The sequence below is a fragment of the Paraburkholderia solisilvae genome, from assembly GCF_902859875.1.
GTDB classification, from domain to species: Bacteria; Pseudomonadota; Gammaproteobacteria; order Burkholderiales; family Burkholderiaceae; genus Paraburkholderia; species Paraburkholderia solisilvae.
Map to the genome: position 1 here is coordinate 103,225 of NZ_CADIKF010000005.1, position 17,786 is coordinate 121,010.

A 17,786-nucleotide genomic window follows, 5' to 3' on the forward strand; every position below is an offset into this window, starting at 1 on the left:
GTGCGCCTGCTACTTCTTCATGAACCGCAGCGCGAGCCGCACGAGCCGCGGCATCAGCGTGGGGCGGATGAGCCTTGCATCGTACCCGCTCATGCGCTGCTCGTTTTCGACGAGGCACAGCTCGAGCAGTTGCCTTGCATCGAGTCCGTCGCCGATCGTCGCGCTGTTGCTGGCGAGAAAGTTCGAGTCGTGCATCACGCCGTCCGCATCGATGCCGTTCGCGATGCCCACCCGGTCCCACACCAGTTTGACAAAGATCGCGGCAACGCGCAGCGAATGCCACGGCCTGCGCCACCACGGCATAGTGCGGCGGTACCACGCGACCCAGTTGATAAAGAACAGGATATGGCGCGCCTCTTCCTGAATGACCGGTTCGAAGGTCTCGACGAGCGCTTCGGGGAAGTAGCCGGACTGCTGGGCCGAACGGAACAGGCCAAATGCGAAGAAGCTGTCGATGCATTCGCTATAGCCGGTGAACATCCACGCCCATTCGGCATCGCGCGGCGCCGGGTACTCGGGTTCCGGCGCCAGTTCGATGCCATACGCGGCAACCAGACGCGAGAGCACATGCTTGTGACGCGCTTCTTCGGCCGCATCCATCTCGATCGCTTCGCGCAACAGCGGGTCGGAGAGCGTGGCGGCGTAAGTGGAGACGCGGATCGATGCGCGGCCTTCGGTTTGTACGGCGATGTCCCAGATCGGCAGGGACGTCAGGCGTCGCAGCGCGTCGGGGTCGAGCGGCGGCCAGTCCAGGACAGCGGGTTTGTACGGGTTATGGGTCTCGAGCAGCATGCGGCAGAACATCTGCTTGTGGGCGTCGGAGCCTGGCCGCATGCGGGTCTGGTCGCGGAAGGTCCAGTGTCGCAGCGCGTGGTCATGGGCAGCGTCTGTGTCTGTCAGGGTATCGGACATGGCAGGGTTATTCGCGGCTTGTCGCAGATAGGGCGGATCTGGCGCCCTATTTTGTCATAACCTGCCGCATGGCCGCTTGCACAGCCCCGCTGGGCGCGGCTGGCGCGCTTTTGCGAGGGATCGGCGAGGCCCTGCGCGGCGCTCGCGAAGGCGTGCGATCGCCTGCTTTCAGGCGGTTGGTTCGACGGAAAGCGAGCGGGGCGCTGCCGCCTTACTGATGGTCATCGACCCACAGACGGCCCCACCGGAACGCATAGGCGAGCGCGTGTTCTTCGTCGAAGAAATAGTCGAGTGCGTCGAACGAGTACGCGCGGCCCGGCTCGGCGGCGCTTTTCTCGATGGTCAGATTGGCCGCGAACAGTCCGTTTGGCAAACGCTGTGCGGTCGGGGCGACCTGGTAACCCTTGTAGCGAATCAGTCGGTTCATGTGTCTCGTGCGTCCGGTTTTTGTTCGTCCGGTGACGCGACTATCGGTCGCCAATGGTCGCGCGTCTGTGGGCTGGCACACCGTTTCGCAAGACGCTCTGTGCGGATGGCCGCATAGCTCGCCCGCCTGGCCGCCGCGTCCGGCGAATCGGCGGATGCATGAGCGAAGCGGTCGGCGAGGTGGTCGAGTCAGGCCAATGAGCAAGGCCGATGCACGAGGTTGAAAGGCCGCGCCGCACCATGACGCGCGTGATGCGCGGCTAGTCGGCCAGCGCGAAGATGCCGGCGAGGCTTGCCGGCGAGGCGCCGCCGGGCGCGGCGGCGTCGCCCGCCCGCGTTTGCGCGCCGAACGCGAGCGCGAATTGCGCGGCCTGCCGCCCGACCGTTGCGAGCTGTTCCACGACCTTCGGGTCCGAGCAGCGCTCGGCGGTGTCGAAGCGGGTTTCGAGCGTGTTGATGCCTGCGCCGAACGGCGTGGGCCAGCCGCGCAGCGCATGCACGATCGAGCGCAGCGACGTGAGCACCGAGCCCGCGGCCTGCCAGCCATACGCGGTCACGATACAACCGACCGCACGGCCATCGAGATACGGGCGCGCATCGTCGCGCAGGTCTTCGAAAGTATCGAGTGCATTCTTTACGAGCCCCGATACGCCGCCGTGATAGCCGGGCGTCGCGATCACGATCGCGTCGGCCGAGCGTACCGCTTCGATCAGTTCGAGCTGTTCGCCGGTGCGCTCGACGCTTTCAGGCGCGTAATGCGGCAGCCGGTGCAGGAACGCGCCGTCGAACAGACGCGTCTGCGCGCCGGCCTCCTGCGCGCCGCGCAGCGCCAATGCAAGCGCGCGCTCAGTCGACGATGCGGCGCGTGTCGTGCCGCCGATGCCGACCACGAGCGGCTTGCGGGGGTGATCGATACGGTTCAAATGAATGGCTCCTGTACGGCGCCGGTCGCCGCGACGGCCGTTGCGCATGCAGTGCGAACTGCGTACGCGAGAATCAAGGCAACCGGCTGGAATCGCTATTTTAGAGTTCGGTTCTTGCGGCGCGAACCGACTTTTCGTGCTAACGATATACCGAACCACGCGTGTCTGCAGGCAGACCACCTGATGTGCGGCCGATATAGGCCACTTCGCGCCGCCATGACGCGGCGGCGCGAAGTTCAAAACCGGTGAGCTTTGCGCCGCCCGCTGCGGCAGCAGGCTAATGCGAAGACTGTGATGCGGACAGCGCGGCCGGCGCCGCGTTGCGCCCGTCATCCATCTGGCCGTGCATGGCCGGCGTTGCATCGGACAACGGATGTTCGCGCCCGGTCCACGGCTCGAGGCCGTTCTCCCATTTCGCGATGACCGCCGATGCAATGCTGTTGCCGACCACATTGGTGGTCGTGCGGCCCATGTCGATGAACTGGTCGATCGCGAGCAGCAGGACCACGCCCTCGACCGGCAAGCCGAACAGCGGCAGCGTCGCGGCGATCACGACGATCGCCGCGCGCGGCACACCGGCCACGCCCTTGCTGGTCAACATCATCACGAGCAGCATCCAGAACTGTTGCCCGAACGAAAGATGAATGCCGTAGGCCTGCGCGATAAAGAGCGCGGCGAACGCCTGGTACATCATCGAGCCGTCCAGGTTGAACGAGTACGCAAGCGGCAGCACGAAGTTGCTGATGCGCGCTTTCACGCCGAAGCGCGTCAGCTGTTCGATGGTCTTCGGGTAGGCGGCTTCGCTGCTCGACGTGCAGAACGCGATGATCATCGGTTCGCGGATCAGCTTCATCAGCGCGAAGATCGGCTTGCCGAGCACGCCGTAGCCCGCGGCGAGCAGCACGCACCACAACACCATCATGCTGAAATAGACGGCGCCGATAAACTTGCCATAGGTGACAAGCATGCCGAGGCCCTGCACGGTGATCACCGCGGCTACCGCGCCGAATACGCCGAGCGGCGCGAACCACATCACGTAGCCGGTAATTTTCAGCATGATCGAGAAGATCCCCTCGATCGATGCGAGCAGCGCGCTCGGCAGCCGGTCCTTCATCGAGCCCATCGCGATGCCGAAGAACAGCGAAAACACGAGAATCGGCAAGATCTCGTTGTTTGCCATCGCTTCGAATACGCTGGCCGGCACGATATGCGTGATGAAGTTATGCAGATTGAACGCCGCGGTGCTGACAGCCGCGCTCGCGCCGGCCTCGGGCACGTGCAGATTCATCGCGTGCCCGAGATCGAATGCATTCGCGAACACCATGCCGATCAGCAGCGACGTGAACGACGCGCAGAAAAACCAGCCGAGCGCCTTCAGGCCCGCGCGCCCGACCACTTTCGCGTCGCCGATCGCGGTGAGTCCCGCGACGAGGCCGCTGAACACGAGCGGTGCGATTACCATCTTGATTAGCCGCAAAAAGATATCGGTAATCAACGAGAAGTTGCTGGCCATCGCTTTCGCCGCGGCCGGCGAGTCGGCGCTCTGGTGACACACGTACCCGGCCGCGATGCCCGCCAGCATGCCGACGACGATCGCGAGTCCCAATCTGTTCTGTTTCACGCTTTGTCTCCCGCGCATCGTGCGCATCGAGTTGGACTTATGCGTTGCGAGCCGCGCGCGATGGCCTGCCTCGCGTGCGGCATGCGTATCTTCGTCGACCAAAATTCATTGCGCCGCCTGCGGCGACGATGCACCGCAGCGTGGGATGCGGGCGCTGGCTGTCACGTAGCTGACAGACAGACCGCAGGCAAGGGTTCGCATCCGTACGCGTAACGCACGCAGCGCCGCGCGAGCTGGAGGGTCGCGTCGAGCAACGGCCGTGAGAGCTCGCCGTCGCCGAGAACGAGCGGCACTTCGGAGCAGGCCGCCACGACCGCGTCCGCCCCGGCGTCGATCAGCGTTTCGCCGAACGCGCGCATTGCGTCGTGTACCGTGTGCGATCGATCGCCGAGTTTGATTCGATACAGCAGCGCCGTCAGGCGCTCCTGATCCGCCGGCGCAAGGACGATCGTCGCGCGGCCGGCGCGCGCGAAAGCGCTTTGATAGAGACGGGCTTCGACGCAGCCGCTGGTCGCTAGCAGCCCGAAACGCTGCGCATCCGGAAAGGTGAGCTCGCAGGCGGCGCAGGTCTCGTCGATCATGCTGACGAACGGCACGCCAACTGCCGCGCGAATCTCGGCCTCGTACGCGTGCGCGGTGTTGCACGGCATCACGAGAAAATCGGCGCCCGCGCGTTCGAGGCCGGCGGCCATCGCGGCGAGCACGGGGCCTGGCGATTCGCCGCCACGGGTAAGCGCTGTGCTGCGGTCGGGCACCTTCGGGTTCGAATCGATATGCACGCGCAGATGGTCCTGCTCGCATTCGGCCGGCGTCGCGGCAGTCAACTTCGCGAGAAAGTCGGCGGTCGCTTGCGGGCCCATGCCGCCCAGTACGCCGATCACGAGAGTTGCCGGTGGTGCGCCGTTCGCCATGACGATACCCGATAGCCGAAGTGTGATGCCGTCGATGATAGTTTTCAGGGCCGTAATCTTCCAGAATCTTTTGCGGCAGCGATGTTTGGCAGCGGTGCAAGGCTTGCGAATTGCATACGTCCCGCCACGCGCGCGGCCGTTTTATGCAAAAATTCTGCCCTTGCCGGCGGCGCGATGAATAAAAACGAAAGGTCGCCCGGCCATCGGCGCAGCAGCCAGCCATATACCAACCAATACGCGACAAGGAGTAGACAGTTGATTCAGCGCATCTCGCAGTTTTTCACGCAGGTCGTGCACCGCGTGCTTCCCGACCCCCTGATTTTCGCGATTTTCCTGACCATCGCGACCTTCGCGCTCGCGTTCGGCCTCACGCCGAAGCCGCCCGCCGAGCTGATTTCGCTGTGGGGCGCGGGCTTCTGGAATCTGCTCGCGTTCTCGATGCAGATGGCGATGATTCTCGTCACCGGGCACGCGCTGGCGAGTTCCGGCCCGGTCAAACGGGTGCTGGTCGCGCTCGCGAACTCGGCGCGCACGCCGGGCCAGGCCGTGATGCTGGTCGCGTTCGTCGGCGCGGTCGCGTGCGCGATCAACTGGGGTTTCGGGCTCGTGCTCGGCGCGATGCTCTCGCGTGAAGTCGCGCGGCGCGTGCGCGGCACCGACTACCGGCTGCTCGTCGCGTGCGCGTACATGGGCTTTCTCACGTGGCACGGCGGCCTGTCCGGCTCGATACCGCTGGTCGCGGCGACCAAAGGCAATCCGATGGAAAAGACCATCGGCCTGATTCCGGTGTCGCATACGATTTTCACCGGCTATAACGCGTTCATCACGTTCGGCCTGATCGTGATGCTGCCGATTCTCGCGCGCCTGATGATGCCGAAGCCGCAGGACGTGGTGGCGGTGGACCCGGCGCTGCTCGAGGAGCCGCCGAGCGTCGAACGCAAGCTGCCCGCCAATGCGACGCTTGCTGAACGCCTCGAAGAAAGCCGCCTGCTCGCGATGCTGGTCGCCCTGGTCTGCTATGGGTATCTCGTCGTGCGCACGGTGACGAAGGGCTTCACGCTCGACATCGATACGGTGAACCTCGCGTTCCTCGCGACCGGCATGCTGCTGCACAAGACGCCGATGGCCTATGCGCGCGCAGTGGCCGCGGCGGCGCGCGGCGCCTCCGGCATCATGATCCAGTTCCCGTTCTATGCGGGCATTCAGGCGCTGATGGATCACTCGGGTCTGGCCGGCGTGATTACGAAATGGTTCGTCGATATCGCGAACGTGCACACGTTCCCGCTGCTTGCGTTCCTGAGCTCCGCGGTAATCAATTTCGCGGTGCCGAGCGGCGGCGGCCACTGGGTCGTGCAGGGGCCGTTCGTGATGCCGGCCGCGCAGGCGCTCGGCGCGGATCTCGGCAAGTCGGCCATGGCGATTGCGTACGGCGAAGCGTGGACCAATATGGCGCAGCCGTTCTGGGCGCTGCCCGCGCTCGCGATTGCCGGGCTCGGCGTACGCGACATCATGGGCTATTGCGTGACCGCGCTGCTGTTCTCGGGCGTCATATTCGTCGCCGGGATGTACCTGTTCTAAGATCTGCCAATTATTCGCGCGTGTATGCGACGTGATAGACGAAGTCCCGCGTGAGCAGACTCGTGCGGGCAGGCGTATCGATCAGCGTGTTCACCACTGCTGGTTGGGCTTTCCGCCGGCGATGGCATGCGCGGCACGTCGGCCGCGCAGTTCTTTCGCGTGAGCGGAACGGCGGGTCAGGCAACTGCCCAGTCGACTCACGGCCGCGACGCGGAATATTGCACTGGCCCAAACGTTAGGGAGACATCGACCAATCCCGTGACGGAAGGCATACAGATGAAGGAACTGGACCCGCAAGTAGTGGCCATGCTCGAGGAAATGCGGCGGCAGGCTGCTTTACAGTCCACTGCTGCGCCCCCCGCAACGTGGCTCGAACGGCTTGCCGCCATGCGTGCGCGCATCGCCCGCCCGACCCCATTGCGAGGCACGCCGGAAGCCGTCGCGAGCGTAGCCGATCGAACGCTGCCGGGACGAGGCGGTCCGATTCCAGTGCGTATTTACGATCCGCGCGGCGATCACTTGGACGGTGCGGCTGCCGAACCCGCACCGGCGCTCGTCTACTATCACGGCGGCGGCTTCGTTGCCGGCAACCTCGACAGTCACGACGTGTTGATGCGCGCGCTTGCGAATCGCGCAGGGTGCGTCGTCGTCGCGGTCGATTACCGGCTCGCCCCTGAGCATCCGTATCCGGCGGCGACGGACGACGCGTGGGCGGCATTGCAATGGCTGGCCGATCACGCGGCCGACGTGAAGGTGGACGCCGCGCGTCTCGCGGTGGGCGGCGACAGCGCGGGCGGGCTGCTGGCCGCGCATGTCGCGCAACGCGCGAAACGCGAGGGCCTGTCGTTGCGTTTGCAACTTCTGCTCTATCCGAACACCGACGCGACGATGTCGCGCCCGTCCTGGCAGTCATTCGGCACGTCGGCGTATCTGGTCGACCGTCACGATATGAAGGAGCGCTACGACGCGTGGCTGCCGCCGGAAATCGACCGTGCATCGCCCGAGGTCTCGCCGCTCTTTGCGCAGGACCTGTCCGGCCTTGCGCCGGCGCTGATCGTCACCGCCGACCACGACCCGCTGTGCGACGAAGGCAACGAGTACGCGGCCAAACTGCGCGGCGCGCGCGTCAAGGTCGAACATGTCTGCTGGCAAGGCATGGTGCACGGCTTCGCGTCGATGGCCGGCGCACTCGATGCGGGCAAGGCGCTGATCGAACGGTCCGCAGCGGCGCTGCGCGGCGCGCTGTCATGACGTTCTGTCATAAAAAATTCTGATTAATTGACTGACGAAGACTCTTCTCGTTAAAAAGCAGGCATAGCTGATTCGATTTCCCGATGAGGGACGTGCGTCGGGCACGGCCGGTGTATTCCGGGCGATGCCTGAACGGCATATCAGCGATGGTTTGCGAAAAACGACAGGAGACTTCATGAATATCGATTTCCACTACGGGGTGGTCTATATCGCCGCGCGGCTCGGCGGCCTGTCCGCGCAAGACGCGCAAACAGTCGCGCATGCATGCCAGTACATCGACGACGCGACGACACCGGGACTCCTGAAGTTCGACGGCGGCGCGCAGTTTGAACGCTTCGCGTCCGCGCACAAGCTGTTCGACTATGAAAATGTGCAGGACGACCTGAACCGGCTTGTCTGGACGCCGTTTCATTTTCTGCCCGCGGGCATCGGCGAGACGCTGGAGCAACGCGCGATCTGCAGACCCGACAGCGAGGTCGCACGCAATCTCGTCAGGCATGCGCTGGCGCGCCGCGACGCGGACAACGCGCTGCATCGGCTCGGCGTGACGCTGCATACATATGTCGATACGTGGGCGCATCAGGGCTTCTCGGGCATCGAATCCGACTACAACAAGGTGTCGTACCTCGAAGCGGACGATTGCACGCGCGAAGACTGGCTCGAACGCCTCGAGCGTTTCACCGCGCATCTGCTGGACCGGCTGCAATCGGACGTGGTGGCGCGCGCGCTGCCGCTCGGGCACGGCGCCGCATTGACGTACCCCGACCTGCCCTGGGCGAAATGGCACTACGTGAATGGCAAGGGCGAGCCGGTGCATCGGGACAACCTGCCGCAATTCACCGAGGCCGCGGACATGGCTTGCCGCGTCGTGCAGGCGTGGGTCGCGAAGACGGACGATTTCGTCGACCAGCCGGGCTTGCCGGCCGCCGCGAAGACGGCGCTGCAGCAGTTGCTCGCGAACAATATCAACATGGACGAACTAAAGCGGCTCGACGTGATTCGCGATGCGGTCGCCGCGGGATCGATACCGGGCATCAAGGAGCGTATTCCAGACTACATCGCCAAGGGCGTGGGTTCATGGAAGCATCTCGCGACCGGCATCAAGGTTGCCGACGACGGCGACGATTTCCCGCAATGGACGCCGGGCTTCGAAACGAGCGACTATCGCAAGTTTCACGACGCGGTGAAGGAACACCGCTTCGTGGTGGTGCAGGAGATTCTGCCGGCCAGCGGGCTGCGGCTTGCATAAGCGGATGTCCGTCGGTCGACCTTGAATGCGGGGGCACGACGAATCTGACGGCGCGGCAAAATCAGGTCGCGTGCTCCGAACCGTTTTTCGTCGCGACCACACGGCTGCTGACGCGTAAGGATTCCGGCATCAAGCGATGAACCACGACGCGCGCGTTGAGCTGGCGGCGCGCATCGCTTTTTGCGCCGGCGCTTATTCCGGGAACGGCAACGACTGTTGACCTTCGGCGCGCATATCGAACACGTTGAGCGTCATCGCAACCAGCGCGTAATAGCCGAGCAGGCCGACCAGATTGACGACCACGGTATGACCGAAGCGGTCGACGGCCTGCCTGTAGGTCGCATCGGACACGCGTTTCGTCTCGTACAGTTCGGTTGCGAAGCGATAGATGAGATGGTCGTCCGTATCGACGAATGCAGGTTCGGCGCCGACCCGGATCGCTTCGGCGAGGTCCGCGGGAAGGCCCGCCTGCAGCGCAATCGGATAGTGGATATACCACTCGGCTTGCGCTTGCCAGCGCGACGCGGTGACGAGAATCGCCAGTTCCGACAGACGCAGTGGCAGACCGGTCTGGTAGCGGCAGAACGCGCCGAGGCGCTGCGCGTGTTGCGCGAGCTGAGGGCTGAAGATCCAGCCGAGGAACGGGCCATTCAGGTTGCCGCGCGGGCCGCTCAGAATCTCATCGAGAACGGCTTTCTGTTCGCCGGTGGCTGCGGCGGGTTGGAAATCCGGAAGTCTTGGGCTCATGGTGGTTTTCAGGTGAGTAGGGTGCGTTGCCGCGCATCGCGCTAGCGCGCGACTGCCGCGCCGATCGTCGTCAGCGCCGCATCGATCGCGCCGCCAAGCCTCTCGACGATCGTCGCAATCTGTTGCTCGGTGCAGATAAACGGCGGCGCAAGCAGTACATGATCGCCGCGCTTGCCGTCGACGGTGCCGCCCATCGGATACACCATCAGGCCGCGTTGCATCGCTTCGCGTCTGATCAGCGCATGTAGCTTGTGGTTCGGATCGAAGGTCGCTCTGGTCGCGCGATCCTGCACGAGTTCGACGCCGACGAACAGCCCGCGGCCGCGCACGTCGCCGATCGACGGATGGTTCGCATAGCGCTCGCGCAGCAGCGCGCGCAACTGCTCGCCGCGTGCCTGCACGTTATCGAGCAGCCGCTCGTCGGCAATCACCTTTTGTACCTCGAGGGCGGCCGCGCAGGCCACCGCGTGGCCGATATAAGTGTGCCCGTGCTGAAAAAAGCCCGAGCCGCCGACGATGGTCCGGTAGATTGCGTCGCTGACGAGCGTTGCGCCGATCGGCTGATAGCCGGCTCCGAGGCCTTTCGCAATGGTCAGCAGGTCCGGCGCGACGCCGTCTTCTTCACATGCGAACAGATAGCCGGTGCGGCCCATGCCGGACATGATCTCGTCGAGAATCAGCAACACGCCGTATTTGTCGCATACGGCGCGGATTTTGCGGAAGTATTCGCGCACCGGCGGCACGGCGCCCGCCGTCGCACCCACCACCGTTTCGGCAACGAAGGCCGCGACCGTATCCGGCCCGAGTTCGACAATCTTCGCTTCGAGTTCGTCGGCCAGACGCTGCGCGTACGCTTCGTCGGTTTCGCCGGCGTGCTGTTCGCGATACGCGAAACACGGGCTCACATGGTGCGCTTCGATCAGGATCGGCAGGAACGGCTCGCGGCGCCATGCATTGCCGCCGATCGCCAGCGCGCCGAGCGTATTGCCGTGATAGCTCTGGCGCCGCGCAATGAAATGGCGCCGTTGCGGCTGACCCTTCTCGACGAAATACTGGCGCGCGAGCTTCAGCGCCGCTTCAATCGCCTCGGAACCGCCGGACACGAAATAGACATGGCTCAAGCCGGGCGGCGCCTCAGCGACGAGACGCCCGGCCAGTTGCTCGGCGGCTTCGGTGGTGAAGAACGACGTATGCGCGTACGGCAGTTGCTCGAGCTGGCGCCGGATGGCGTCGATCACGCGCGGGTTGCTGTGCCCAAGGCACGAAACGGCGGCGCCGCCGCATGCATCGATATAACGCTTGCCTTGCGAATCGATGATCTCGATGCCGTCGCCGGCTACCGCGACCGGCAATGTGGCGCGCGGCGCGCGATGGAAAACGCTGGTCATTTTCCCGCCTCCTGATCGTCTGAAACATACGATGTCAAATTATACATCGTCAACAACAAATGTTGTCAATAAGGGAAGGCGCGTGGAGATGGGGGAAGGCGGGGCAATCTGGCGCGAGTGCCGATTCGTGCGCGGCACGGCAGGGCTTTTATGTGGAGTAAGCGCCGCCCGCATGCAACGCGGCTTCTGCTTCTTCAAGTTGTGAAAGCGCTTCCTTGCCTTCTAGCGCGAGCAGATGCGCGACCAGCATCTCGGCGAGCGCGGACGCGGCGACCAGCGACGGAAAGAAGGAGGGTGTCTCGTGCGAGAAAATCAGCGTGTGGTCCGCATTCAGCGCGATCGGCGATACCGCGCTGTCGGTCAGCGCGATCAGGCGCGAGCCCTGTCGCACCGCGGCGTCGGCGACGCGCGCCGCTTCGGCCGAATAAGGCGCGAAGCTGATCACCACTGTCGCGTGGCGCTTGTCGATGGCGCGCAACTGCATTTCCAGCGTGCCGGCTTCCGCCGAAATCAGGCTGACCGACGAGCGGAAGAGCCGGTATCCGTAGACCATCCCGAACGCAACCGGAAAGCACGAGCGAAAGCCCGCGACGTGCACGTGCGGCGCGCGGCGAATCAGTTTCGCGGCTTGCTCGACGAGCCTCGTGTTGTGTGCGACGGTGGTGTCGAGATTGTGTGCCTGCGCGAGCGCGAGCTCCTGCGTCAGCCGGCTGCCGGAGCCGCCTTTCACGAGGGAACGCGCTTTCGCGGTCAGCGGTTCGGGCCGGGTCCGCACGCGTCCGACGAAAATTTCGCGCAACTCATTCCAGCCCGGAAAACCGAGGTATTGCGCAAGACGCACCATCGCGGCCGGCTGCACGCTCGCACGTTCGGCGACCTTGCGCATCGACAGCACGGCGACTTCGTCGGGATTGTCGAGCAGGAATGCCGCCGCAAGCTGAAACTGCGGGCTCAATTCAGGAAACCTCTCGCGGATCGTTGCCGCGAGTTCGTCGAAGGTCTGGGTCACCGGGGGTCTCGTGGTTGGCTGCGCCGGCGTTATTTAACCACGAGCAAAGTGTTGTCCGGCCAGGCGGCGAAGCCGGCCGCCGGACGTGTCGCCGCGCGGCGCAGCGTCAGTCGCGCGGTTTCGCTGTGCGTTGCGCCGCGAGTTGCGCCGTGGTGTCGGCGGCGCCCATGCGCGCGGCGGCATCGGCGGCCGAGTTGCCGCCTGCATCGCGCGCTTGCGGATTCGCGCCGCGCGCGATCAGCAGGTCGACAATCTCGGTGCGATTGAACATCGCGGCCACCATCAGTGCGGTGCGGCCATCCGGCGATGCGCCTTCGACGTCCGCGCCATGATCGAGCAGAATCTCGATGATCGGTTTGAAGCCCTTGAACGCGGCGCCCGCAAGCGGCGTCTGGCCATTGTTGTTGCGCAGGTTCGGGTCCGCGCCTTGCTCGAGCAGCGTGCGCACCGCATCTTCATGGCCGTGATAAGCCGCGAGCATCACGAGGGTATCGCCCTTGTCGTTGCGCAGGTTCGGCGGCACGCCTTTTTCGATTACCGCCGCAAGCATCGTGGCGTCGCCGCGCCTCGCGAGCTCGAACACCTCGTGTGCCAGCTCGAGCAGCTGCGGATCGATATCGTCGGAGGGTTCTTGCGCTTGCGTCGGTTTCTGGGTGTCGGTCATCGCGGGACTCCTCGTGATAGGGCGGCTGCGCCGGTTTACCGCTAGGGCATCGGCCCGCGCGGCGGGTTCGCCAAGCATAGCGCGGAACGTCTTGCGGCGTATGATGGCGGCGCTTGGGGCTGTGTGGTGCGGTTCCCGGTTCTCGACTCGCGATTCGTGGTGCGCGACCGGCAATCCGTGACTGGTGATTAGTGACTGGTGCCCCGTGGCCCGTGACCGGTGCGGCAACCTGCAACCTGCAACCTGCGTGTCAACGCCAGCCGCGAACGCCCATTCCTTGCGAGGACAACCATCATGGCGGCATCGAACAGCCAACACTCTGCCGCATACGTGCTCGCGCTCAGCGCCGCGTGGATGCTCGGCATTGCGATGTGGTTTGCGTTGAGTGCGGCTCAGGCCGCCGCGCCGGCGAAGTCGCTTGCGCTGATCGATTGCACACTGATCGACGATAACGCCGCATACAACGACGCGGCCACCACGCAGCAGGACCTCGCGCGCGTGCGCATGGTCAGCGGTGAATTGCGCGGCCAGTTGCGTGAACGTGCGCTGTACCGCGTCGCGGACAATGCGCCGGCAGGCGCGCTGATCTCCTCACTGGCCGCATCGCAGAATCTCAATGCATGCAACGGCTGTGAACTCGAAATCGGCCGCAAGCTGGGTGTCGAGCGCGTGGGCGTGTGCTGGGTGCAGAAGGTGAGCAATCTGATCCTCAACATCAATCTGCGGGTCGAGGAGGTCGCGAGCGGGCGGACCGTGTTCCAGCGTTCCGTGGATATCCGCGGCAATACCGACCGCTCATGGCAGCGTGGCGCGACCGCATTGATCGATCTGCTCGCTGCGGACGGCGACGTCACGCACTGACATTGCGCATTGAACGTCACGCACGCACATAGCCACGCAGCCACGCGCTATCGAAAATACCTACCCGTATCGGAATCGACCACCTCACCGGAACGCGCCGCAAGCGCCCGCCATTTGCCGGGCATCACCCGACGCCGCCCGTGCAGGTATCGATGTGTCTGCCGTCGCGAAAGCATTCGATGCGCGTTTTTTCGATGCTCGATCGTGCCATCGAAAAACGCTACGATCAGATTGACGCCCGGGTTCGCGTTATGGCTTTGCGCTGGGCATTGACAGGGTGCACTCAGGTCGCGTCAAGCGGGTATGGGGTATGAGGCCCGCCCAAGTGGCCGCTCCCTTCTAAAGGAAACGGATCTATCCGAAAATAAAAAGACGCGGCTTGCCGTAGCGCCGGTCTATTGCGAATCGTCGCCGCGGCGCGCCGCATCGTCGAACATCTGCTTGAGCTGGGCACGCTGTGCGTCGGTCAGATGGGTGACGGCAGCCGGCATCGCGAGTACGACATGAAGCCGGAGTTCCCCCCGATTGCCTGACGCGTCGGACAGCCCGTGCGCGGGCAGACGGATGACGCTGCCTTGCGCGGAATTCGGCGGCACGGCGACGCTCAAATTGCGGCCGAGCAGATGCGTTTCGTACGGACCGCCAAGTGTCGCGGTCACGAAGTCGATTTTCAGTTCGCTCGCCAGATTGAGTCCATCGCGCTGAATCTCGGAGCCGCACAGGATGACGACCGACAGGATCGCATCGCCGGCGCCGCCGCCATTCGAACCGGGGAAGCCGCCGCCGGTCAGCGTCAGTTGCTGGCCGTCCCAGGCGCCGGCGGGCACCGTGACCTGATCGGTTTTCCAGTGGCTGTCGACGCCGGTGTTCTGGCATGCCGGACAGCGATTCACGTTTGAACGGCCGGTGCCCGCGCAACTGCCGCAACGCGCGCCCTGGGCGGTTTTGCCCAGTCCCGCGCAGTCCGGGCAGGGTCCCGCGTTGAAGCGCGCGCTCATGCCGCGGCACTGCCGGCAGGGCGCGGTTATCTGGTAACTGGTCGGCGCCTCGCCGCCGTTCAGCGCCACGTCGAGCGGTACGTAGAGTTTGTCGTGCCGGTTCGCGCCGCGCATCGGCGGTCCTTCTTCGCCGGACCGATACGCTTGCCACGGGTGGGCCGAGGACCATGGATTGCGCATGTCGCGTTCGTCCGCGCGAGGCGCTTGCGGTGCGCGCGCGTTCGCGTCGCGCCTGGTTTCCGGCGCGGCGGGCCGGGCATGCGGGGCCGGTGCGCGCGCGCCGGTGAGCACTTCGAAGGCTTCCTGAATCCGCTTGAACATGGGCTCGACGTTTGATTCGCGGCCCTTGTTGCGGTCGGGATGGTATTTCGCTCTCAGGCGTCGATACGCTCGCTTGATCTCTTCCGGTGATGCGGTTTCAGGCAGTTCCAGCCGCTTGTAGTATTCCCCGATGCTCACGCGTTCTTTCCATCGTTTTGCCAGGCCGCCAGTCTATCAAGTGATGCGAATGCGCCGTTGACAAAATTGCTCGCGCGCTGCGGCGCGAACGCGGGGAACTCCGACTCGCGGCGGCTTTCTCAACCGGATTCATCCGGAAAAGCAGTCCGCATGCGCGGCTGTCACCGGCAGTCGGAGAGTGGAGAGTCGAAGTCAGGAGGCTTGTCATGAAGGATCTGGCAGGAAAGGTTGCGCTCATTACGGGCGGGAGCCGCGGTATCGGCAAGGCTATCGCGCTGGCTTATGCGCAATGCGGCATGGCGGTTGCGCTGACCTACAAGGATGCGGCCGCGGCGGCACGCGAAACGGTCGGGCAGATCGAAGCGGGCGGCGCGCGGGCCATCGCGATTCAGGTCGACATGCGCGACGCGGCCGGCATCAGAAAGATGGCCGACGCCGCGCGTGCGGCATTCGGCAAGATCGATGTGCTGGTGAACAACGCGGGCATCGGTTATGCAAAACCGTGGCAGCAGTTGAGCGTTGACGATTGGAACGAGACGATCTCGACGAACCTCACATCGGCCTTTCTCGCGTCGCAGGAAGTGGCGCCTGACATGGTGTCGCGCGGGTGGGGACGGCTGATCATGCTGTCGTCGGTCGCCGCGCAATTGGGTGGGGTGATCGGTCCGCACTATGCGGCGTCGAAAGCGGGAATGATCGGACTCGCGCATAGCTATGCGACGCTGCTTGCGAAGACCGGCGTGACGTCGAATGCGATCGCGCCCGCGTTGATCGAAACGGATATGGTGACGGGCAATCCGAACATCAAAAGGGAAGTGATTCCGGTTGGCCGTCTCGGCACGGTCGACGAAATCGCGGATGTCGCGGTGCTGCTCGCGAGCAATGGCTATATGAACGGCCAGACGATCAACGTGAACGGCGGCTGGTACATGAGCAGCTAACTCCCGCGCGATCTCGCGAGGTTTTGCGAGGTCTGCGTGAGTGCCGCTGATGCGTGTCGCACACCTGCGCGTTGCGGATAGTGTGACTGTTTACAACACCGTGCAGATGTTCCTGGACAGCCCCTGGCCGCCCTGGTAACCTGGTGTCTGTTCCATAGGCAGGCAGACGGAGAACCATCATGGCAGCCATGTCCAATTCGCGCGAATCGAGTGCGGCGGCGCGTTATATGCGCGCGACGCGAGACGTCGAGCAGGCGTTCCGGTTGGTGCGCGGAGAAACTGAAGGGGAGATGCCGATCAGCCACTCCGATGCGGTGTCGCGTCTCGAGCGGGCGCTCGAGGAATTGACCGAGGCGGAGCAGTTGTTCGAGGCGTTGACGCGCGGCGCACGCAGCGCGCACTGATTTTTCACGCTCACGTGTATGCCGCGCCGGCATGCACGTGAGCAGATGCCGTGTGGTGCGTGTTGAAGGCACACCCCTAAAATTCCACTTGCGGCGGCTGGATTCAACCTGCGTACGATTGCCGCGCTTCCGCGCCCCGGGTTCGCTCGATGCGAACCACCTATCCGCGCCGAAGCCAAAATAGCTCAACGCGGACAAGTTCGCGACAAACCCCCGTTCGGTATAAACCCACACTCAATACCCCCGAAGCAGGGTGCGCTCGCGTATGGCCTGCGCTTCCATGCGCCGCTATCCATTCGCTCGATAGCGCACGCCGATTGGCCATGCCGCCGTCAAACAGCATCTGCTCGACCTTCAACCAATCGCTTGCACTGACCGACATGCGGTCGTGATGCCGCGGTCCGCCGCCGCGATCCACTTTTGCTATCACCCCATCCAATACGCGGATTGTTCCCGCATCACGTGCCGCTTTATATTGACCGGACCCGAAACCGACAATAAGCCGGCCAGCAGCAGACAAACAGCAGTCAAGAAAGCCGGCCCATAACGATGACGGCGTGCGCAGCCCGCGCGCCGCACAGGAGCGCAACGATGAATCAGATCGATCTGGAGGGCCGCGTCGTCGTCATCACCGGCGGTGCGCGCGGCATCGGCTACGCGGTTGCGCAACGCGCACTGCGTTCGGGCGCGCAAGTCGCGCTGTGGGATATCGATACCGAACGGCTCGAACGCAGTCGCAATGAACTCGCCGAACTGGGCGCCGTGTCGGCCGCCACCGTCGAATTGACCGACGAGGCGTCGATCGGCAACGCGGTCGATGCAACCGTCGCCGCACATGGCGCGATTCATGTGCTGATCAACTGCGCGGGCATCACCGGCGGCAACGGCACGACCTGGGAACTGGCGCCGGACATGTGGCGCCGCGTCATCGACGTGAACCTGATCGGCCCTTACCTGACGTGCCGGGCGATCGTGCCGCTGATGATCAGACAGAACTACGGCCGCATCGTGAACATCGCATCGGTGGCGGGCAAGGAAGGCAACCCGAACGCGTCGCACTACAGCGCATCGAAGGCGGGCTTGATCGGCCTCACCAAATCGCTCGGCAAGGAACTCGCGACGAAGAACATTCTCGTCAATGCGGTGACGCCGGCCGCGGCGAAGACCGAGATCTTCGATTCGATGAAGCAGGAGCATATCGACTACATGCTGTCGAAGATTCCGATGAACCGTTTCCTGCTGCCCGAGGAAGCGGCGTCGATGATCCTCTGGCTGTCGTCGGAAGACTGCGCGTTCAGCACCGGCGCGGTATTCGATCTGTCCGGCGGACGCGCGACTTACTGACCGGTTCGAGCGAACCCGTCGACCGGTTTCGCGCTCAGGCGCGTCCGTTCCGCACGCACGCACGTCCGTGCATGCCTGACGGTTGCGCGCACAACCAGGA

17 protein-coding genes and 1 pseudogene are annotated in these 17,786 nt (G+C 64.3%); 8 read left to right on the forward strand and 10 right to left on the reverse strand.

Annotated elements, in window-relative coordinates; genetic code table 11:
- Positions 1 to 9: 9 nt before the first annotated feature.
- From HV675_RS05250 to cuyB, 5 genes are all read right to left on the reverse strand, one after another.
- On the reverse strand, positions 10 to 912 hold the full coding sequence (locus HV675_RS05250) for a ferritin-like domain-containing protein (RefSeq protein WP_175109728.1): 903 nt from the start codon (positions 910 to 912) through the stop codon (positions 10 to 12).
- Between the two features lie 211 nt (positions 913 to 1,123).
- A complete protein-coding gene (locus HV675_RS05255) occupies positions 1,124 to 1,339 on the reverse strand; it encodes a transcriptional regulator (RefSeq protein WP_175109729.1) in 216 nt (71 codons plus the stop codon).
- A 259-nt stretch (positions 1,340 to 1,598) separates the two neighbouring features.
- Positions 1,599 to 2,309 (reverse strand): NADPH-dependent FMN reductase, encoded by a 711-nt coding sequence (locus tag HV675_RS05260; RefSeq protein WP_175109730.1) that lies wholly within the window; start codon positions 2,307 to 2,309, stop codon positions 1,599 to 1,601.
- A gap of 229 nt (positions 2,310 to 2,538) precedes the next feature.
- Complete coding sequence (locus HV675_RS05265) at positions 2,539 to 3,882, reverse strand: dicarboxylate/amino acid:cation symporter (protein WP_217478028.1); 1,344 nt, start codon at positions 3,880 to 3,882, stop codon at positions 2,539 to 2,541.
- A gap of 161 nt (positions 3,883 to 4,043) precedes the next feature.
- A complete protein-coding gene (gene cuyB, locus HV675_RS05270) occupies positions 4,044 to 4,793 on the reverse strand; it encodes a cysteate racemase (protein WP_175109732.1) in 750 nt (249 codons plus the stop codon).
- A gap of 255 nt (positions 4,794 to 5,048) precedes the next feature.
- Between cuyB and HV675_RS05275 the strand changes: the two genes are divergently transcribed.
- The 4 genes and pseudogenes from HV675_RS05275 to HV675_RS32385 form a co-directional block, all read left to right on the forward strand.
- Entirely contained in the window at positions 5,049 to 6,371 is a 1,323-nt protein-coding gene (locus tag HV675_RS05275) for a TIGR00366 family protein (RefSeq protein WP_175109733.1), read from the forward strand.
- A 276-nt stretch (positions 6,372 to 6,647) separates the two neighbouring features.
- Complete coding sequence (locus tag HV675_RS05280) at positions 6,648 to 7,622, forward strand: alpha/beta hydrolase (protein WP_175109734.1); 975 nt, start codon at positions 6,648 to 6,650, stop codon at positions 7,620 to 7,622.
- Positions 7,623 to 7,797: 175 nt separating this feature from the next.
- Positions 7,798 to 8,871 carry a DUF6765 family protein gene (locus HV675_RS05285; RefSeq protein ID WP_175109735.1) on the forward strand — a complete coding sequence of 358 codons (1,074 nt, stop codon included), beginning with the start codon at positions 7,798 to 7,800 and terminating at the stop codon, positions 8,869 to 8,871.
- An 11-nt stretch (positions 8,872 to 8,882) separates the two neighbouring features.
- Positions 8,883 to 9,005 (forward strand): annotated as a pseudogene (locus HV675_RS32385) (amino acid ABC transporter substrate-binding protein); the annotation flags it as partial.
- Between the two features lie 58 nt (positions 9,006 to 9,063).
- Here the strand turns inward: HV675_RS32385 and HV675_RS05290 are convergent.
- From HV675_RS05290 to HV675_RS05305, 4 genes are all read right to left on the reverse strand, one after another.
- Positions 9,064 to 9,618, reverse strand: a complete 555-nt coding sequence (locus HV675_RS05290) for a carboxymuconolactone decarboxylase family protein (protein WP_175109736.1) — start codon at positions 9,616 to 9,618, stop codon at positions 9,064 to 9,066.
- A gap of 41 nt (positions 9,619 to 9,659) precedes the next feature.
- Positions 9,660 to 11,006, reverse strand: coding sequence for an aspartate aminotransferase family protein (locus HV675_RS05295; RefSeq protein ID WP_175109737.1), 1,347 nt, complete (start codon positions 11,004 to 11,006; stop codon positions 9,660 to 9,662).
- Positions 11,007 to 11,154: 148 nt separating this feature from the next.
- Entirely contained in the window at positions 11,155 to 12,015 is an 861-nt protein-coding gene (locus HV675_RS05300; protein ID WP_175109738.1) for a MurR/RpiR family transcriptional regulator, read from the reverse strand.
- A 106-nt stretch (positions 12,016 to 12,121) separates the two neighbouring features.
- Positions 12,122 to 12,679: an ankyrin repeat domain-containing protein gene (locus HV675_RS05305; RefSeq protein WP_175109739.1), complete on the reverse strand. Its 558-nt coding sequence runs from the start codon at positions 12,677 to 12,679 to the stop codon at positions 12,122 to 12,124.
- Between the two features lie 294 nt (positions 12,680 to 12,973).
- Between HV675_RS05305 and HV675_RS05310 the strand changes: the two genes are divergently transcribed.
- Entirely contained in the window at positions 12,974 to 13,540 is a 567-nt protein-coding gene (locus HV675_RS05310) for a DUF3280 domain-containing protein (RefSeq protein WP_175109740.1), read from the forward strand.
- A 395-nt stretch (positions 13,541 to 13,935) separates the two neighbouring features.
- On the opposite strand, the gene HV675_RS05315 is transcribed toward HV675_RS05310, so the two are convergent.
- The gene (locus HV675_RS05315) at positions 13,936 to 14,997 is read right to left on the reverse strand and encodes a DnaJ C-terminal domain-containing protein (protein WP_175109741.1); all 1,062 of its coding nucleotides are present in this window, start codon (positions 14,995 to 14,997) and stop codon (positions 13,936 to 13,938) included.
- Between the two features lie 206 nt (positions 14,998 to 15,203).
- Between HV675_RS05315 and HV675_RS05320 the strand changes: the two genes are divergently transcribed.
- The 3 genes from HV675_RS05320 to HV675_RS05330 all read left to right on the forward strand — a co-directional run bounded on the left by HV675_RS05320 (position 15,204) and on the right by HV675_RS05330 (position 17,686).
- Complete coding sequence (locus HV675_RS05320) at positions 15,204 to 15,938, forward strand: SDR family NAD(P)-dependent oxidoreductase (protein WP_175109742.1); 735 nt, start codon at positions 15,204 to 15,206, stop codon at positions 15,936 to 15,938.
- Between the two features lie 179 nt (positions 15,939 to 16,117).
- Complete coding sequence (locus HV675_RS05325) at positions 16,118 to 16,342, forward strand: hypothetical protein (RefSeq protein ID WP_175109743.1); 225 nt, start codon at positions 16,118 to 16,120, stop codon at positions 16,340 to 16,342.
- 591 nt (positions 16,343 to 16,933) lie between these two features.
- On the forward strand, positions 16,934 to 17,686 hold the full coding sequence (locus tag HV675_RS05330; protein ID WP_175109744.1) for an SDR family NAD(P)-dependent oxidoreductase: 753 nt from the start codon (positions 16,934 to 16,936) through the stop codon (positions 17,684 to 17,686).
- Positions 17,687 to 17,786: the final 100 nt, after the last annotated feature.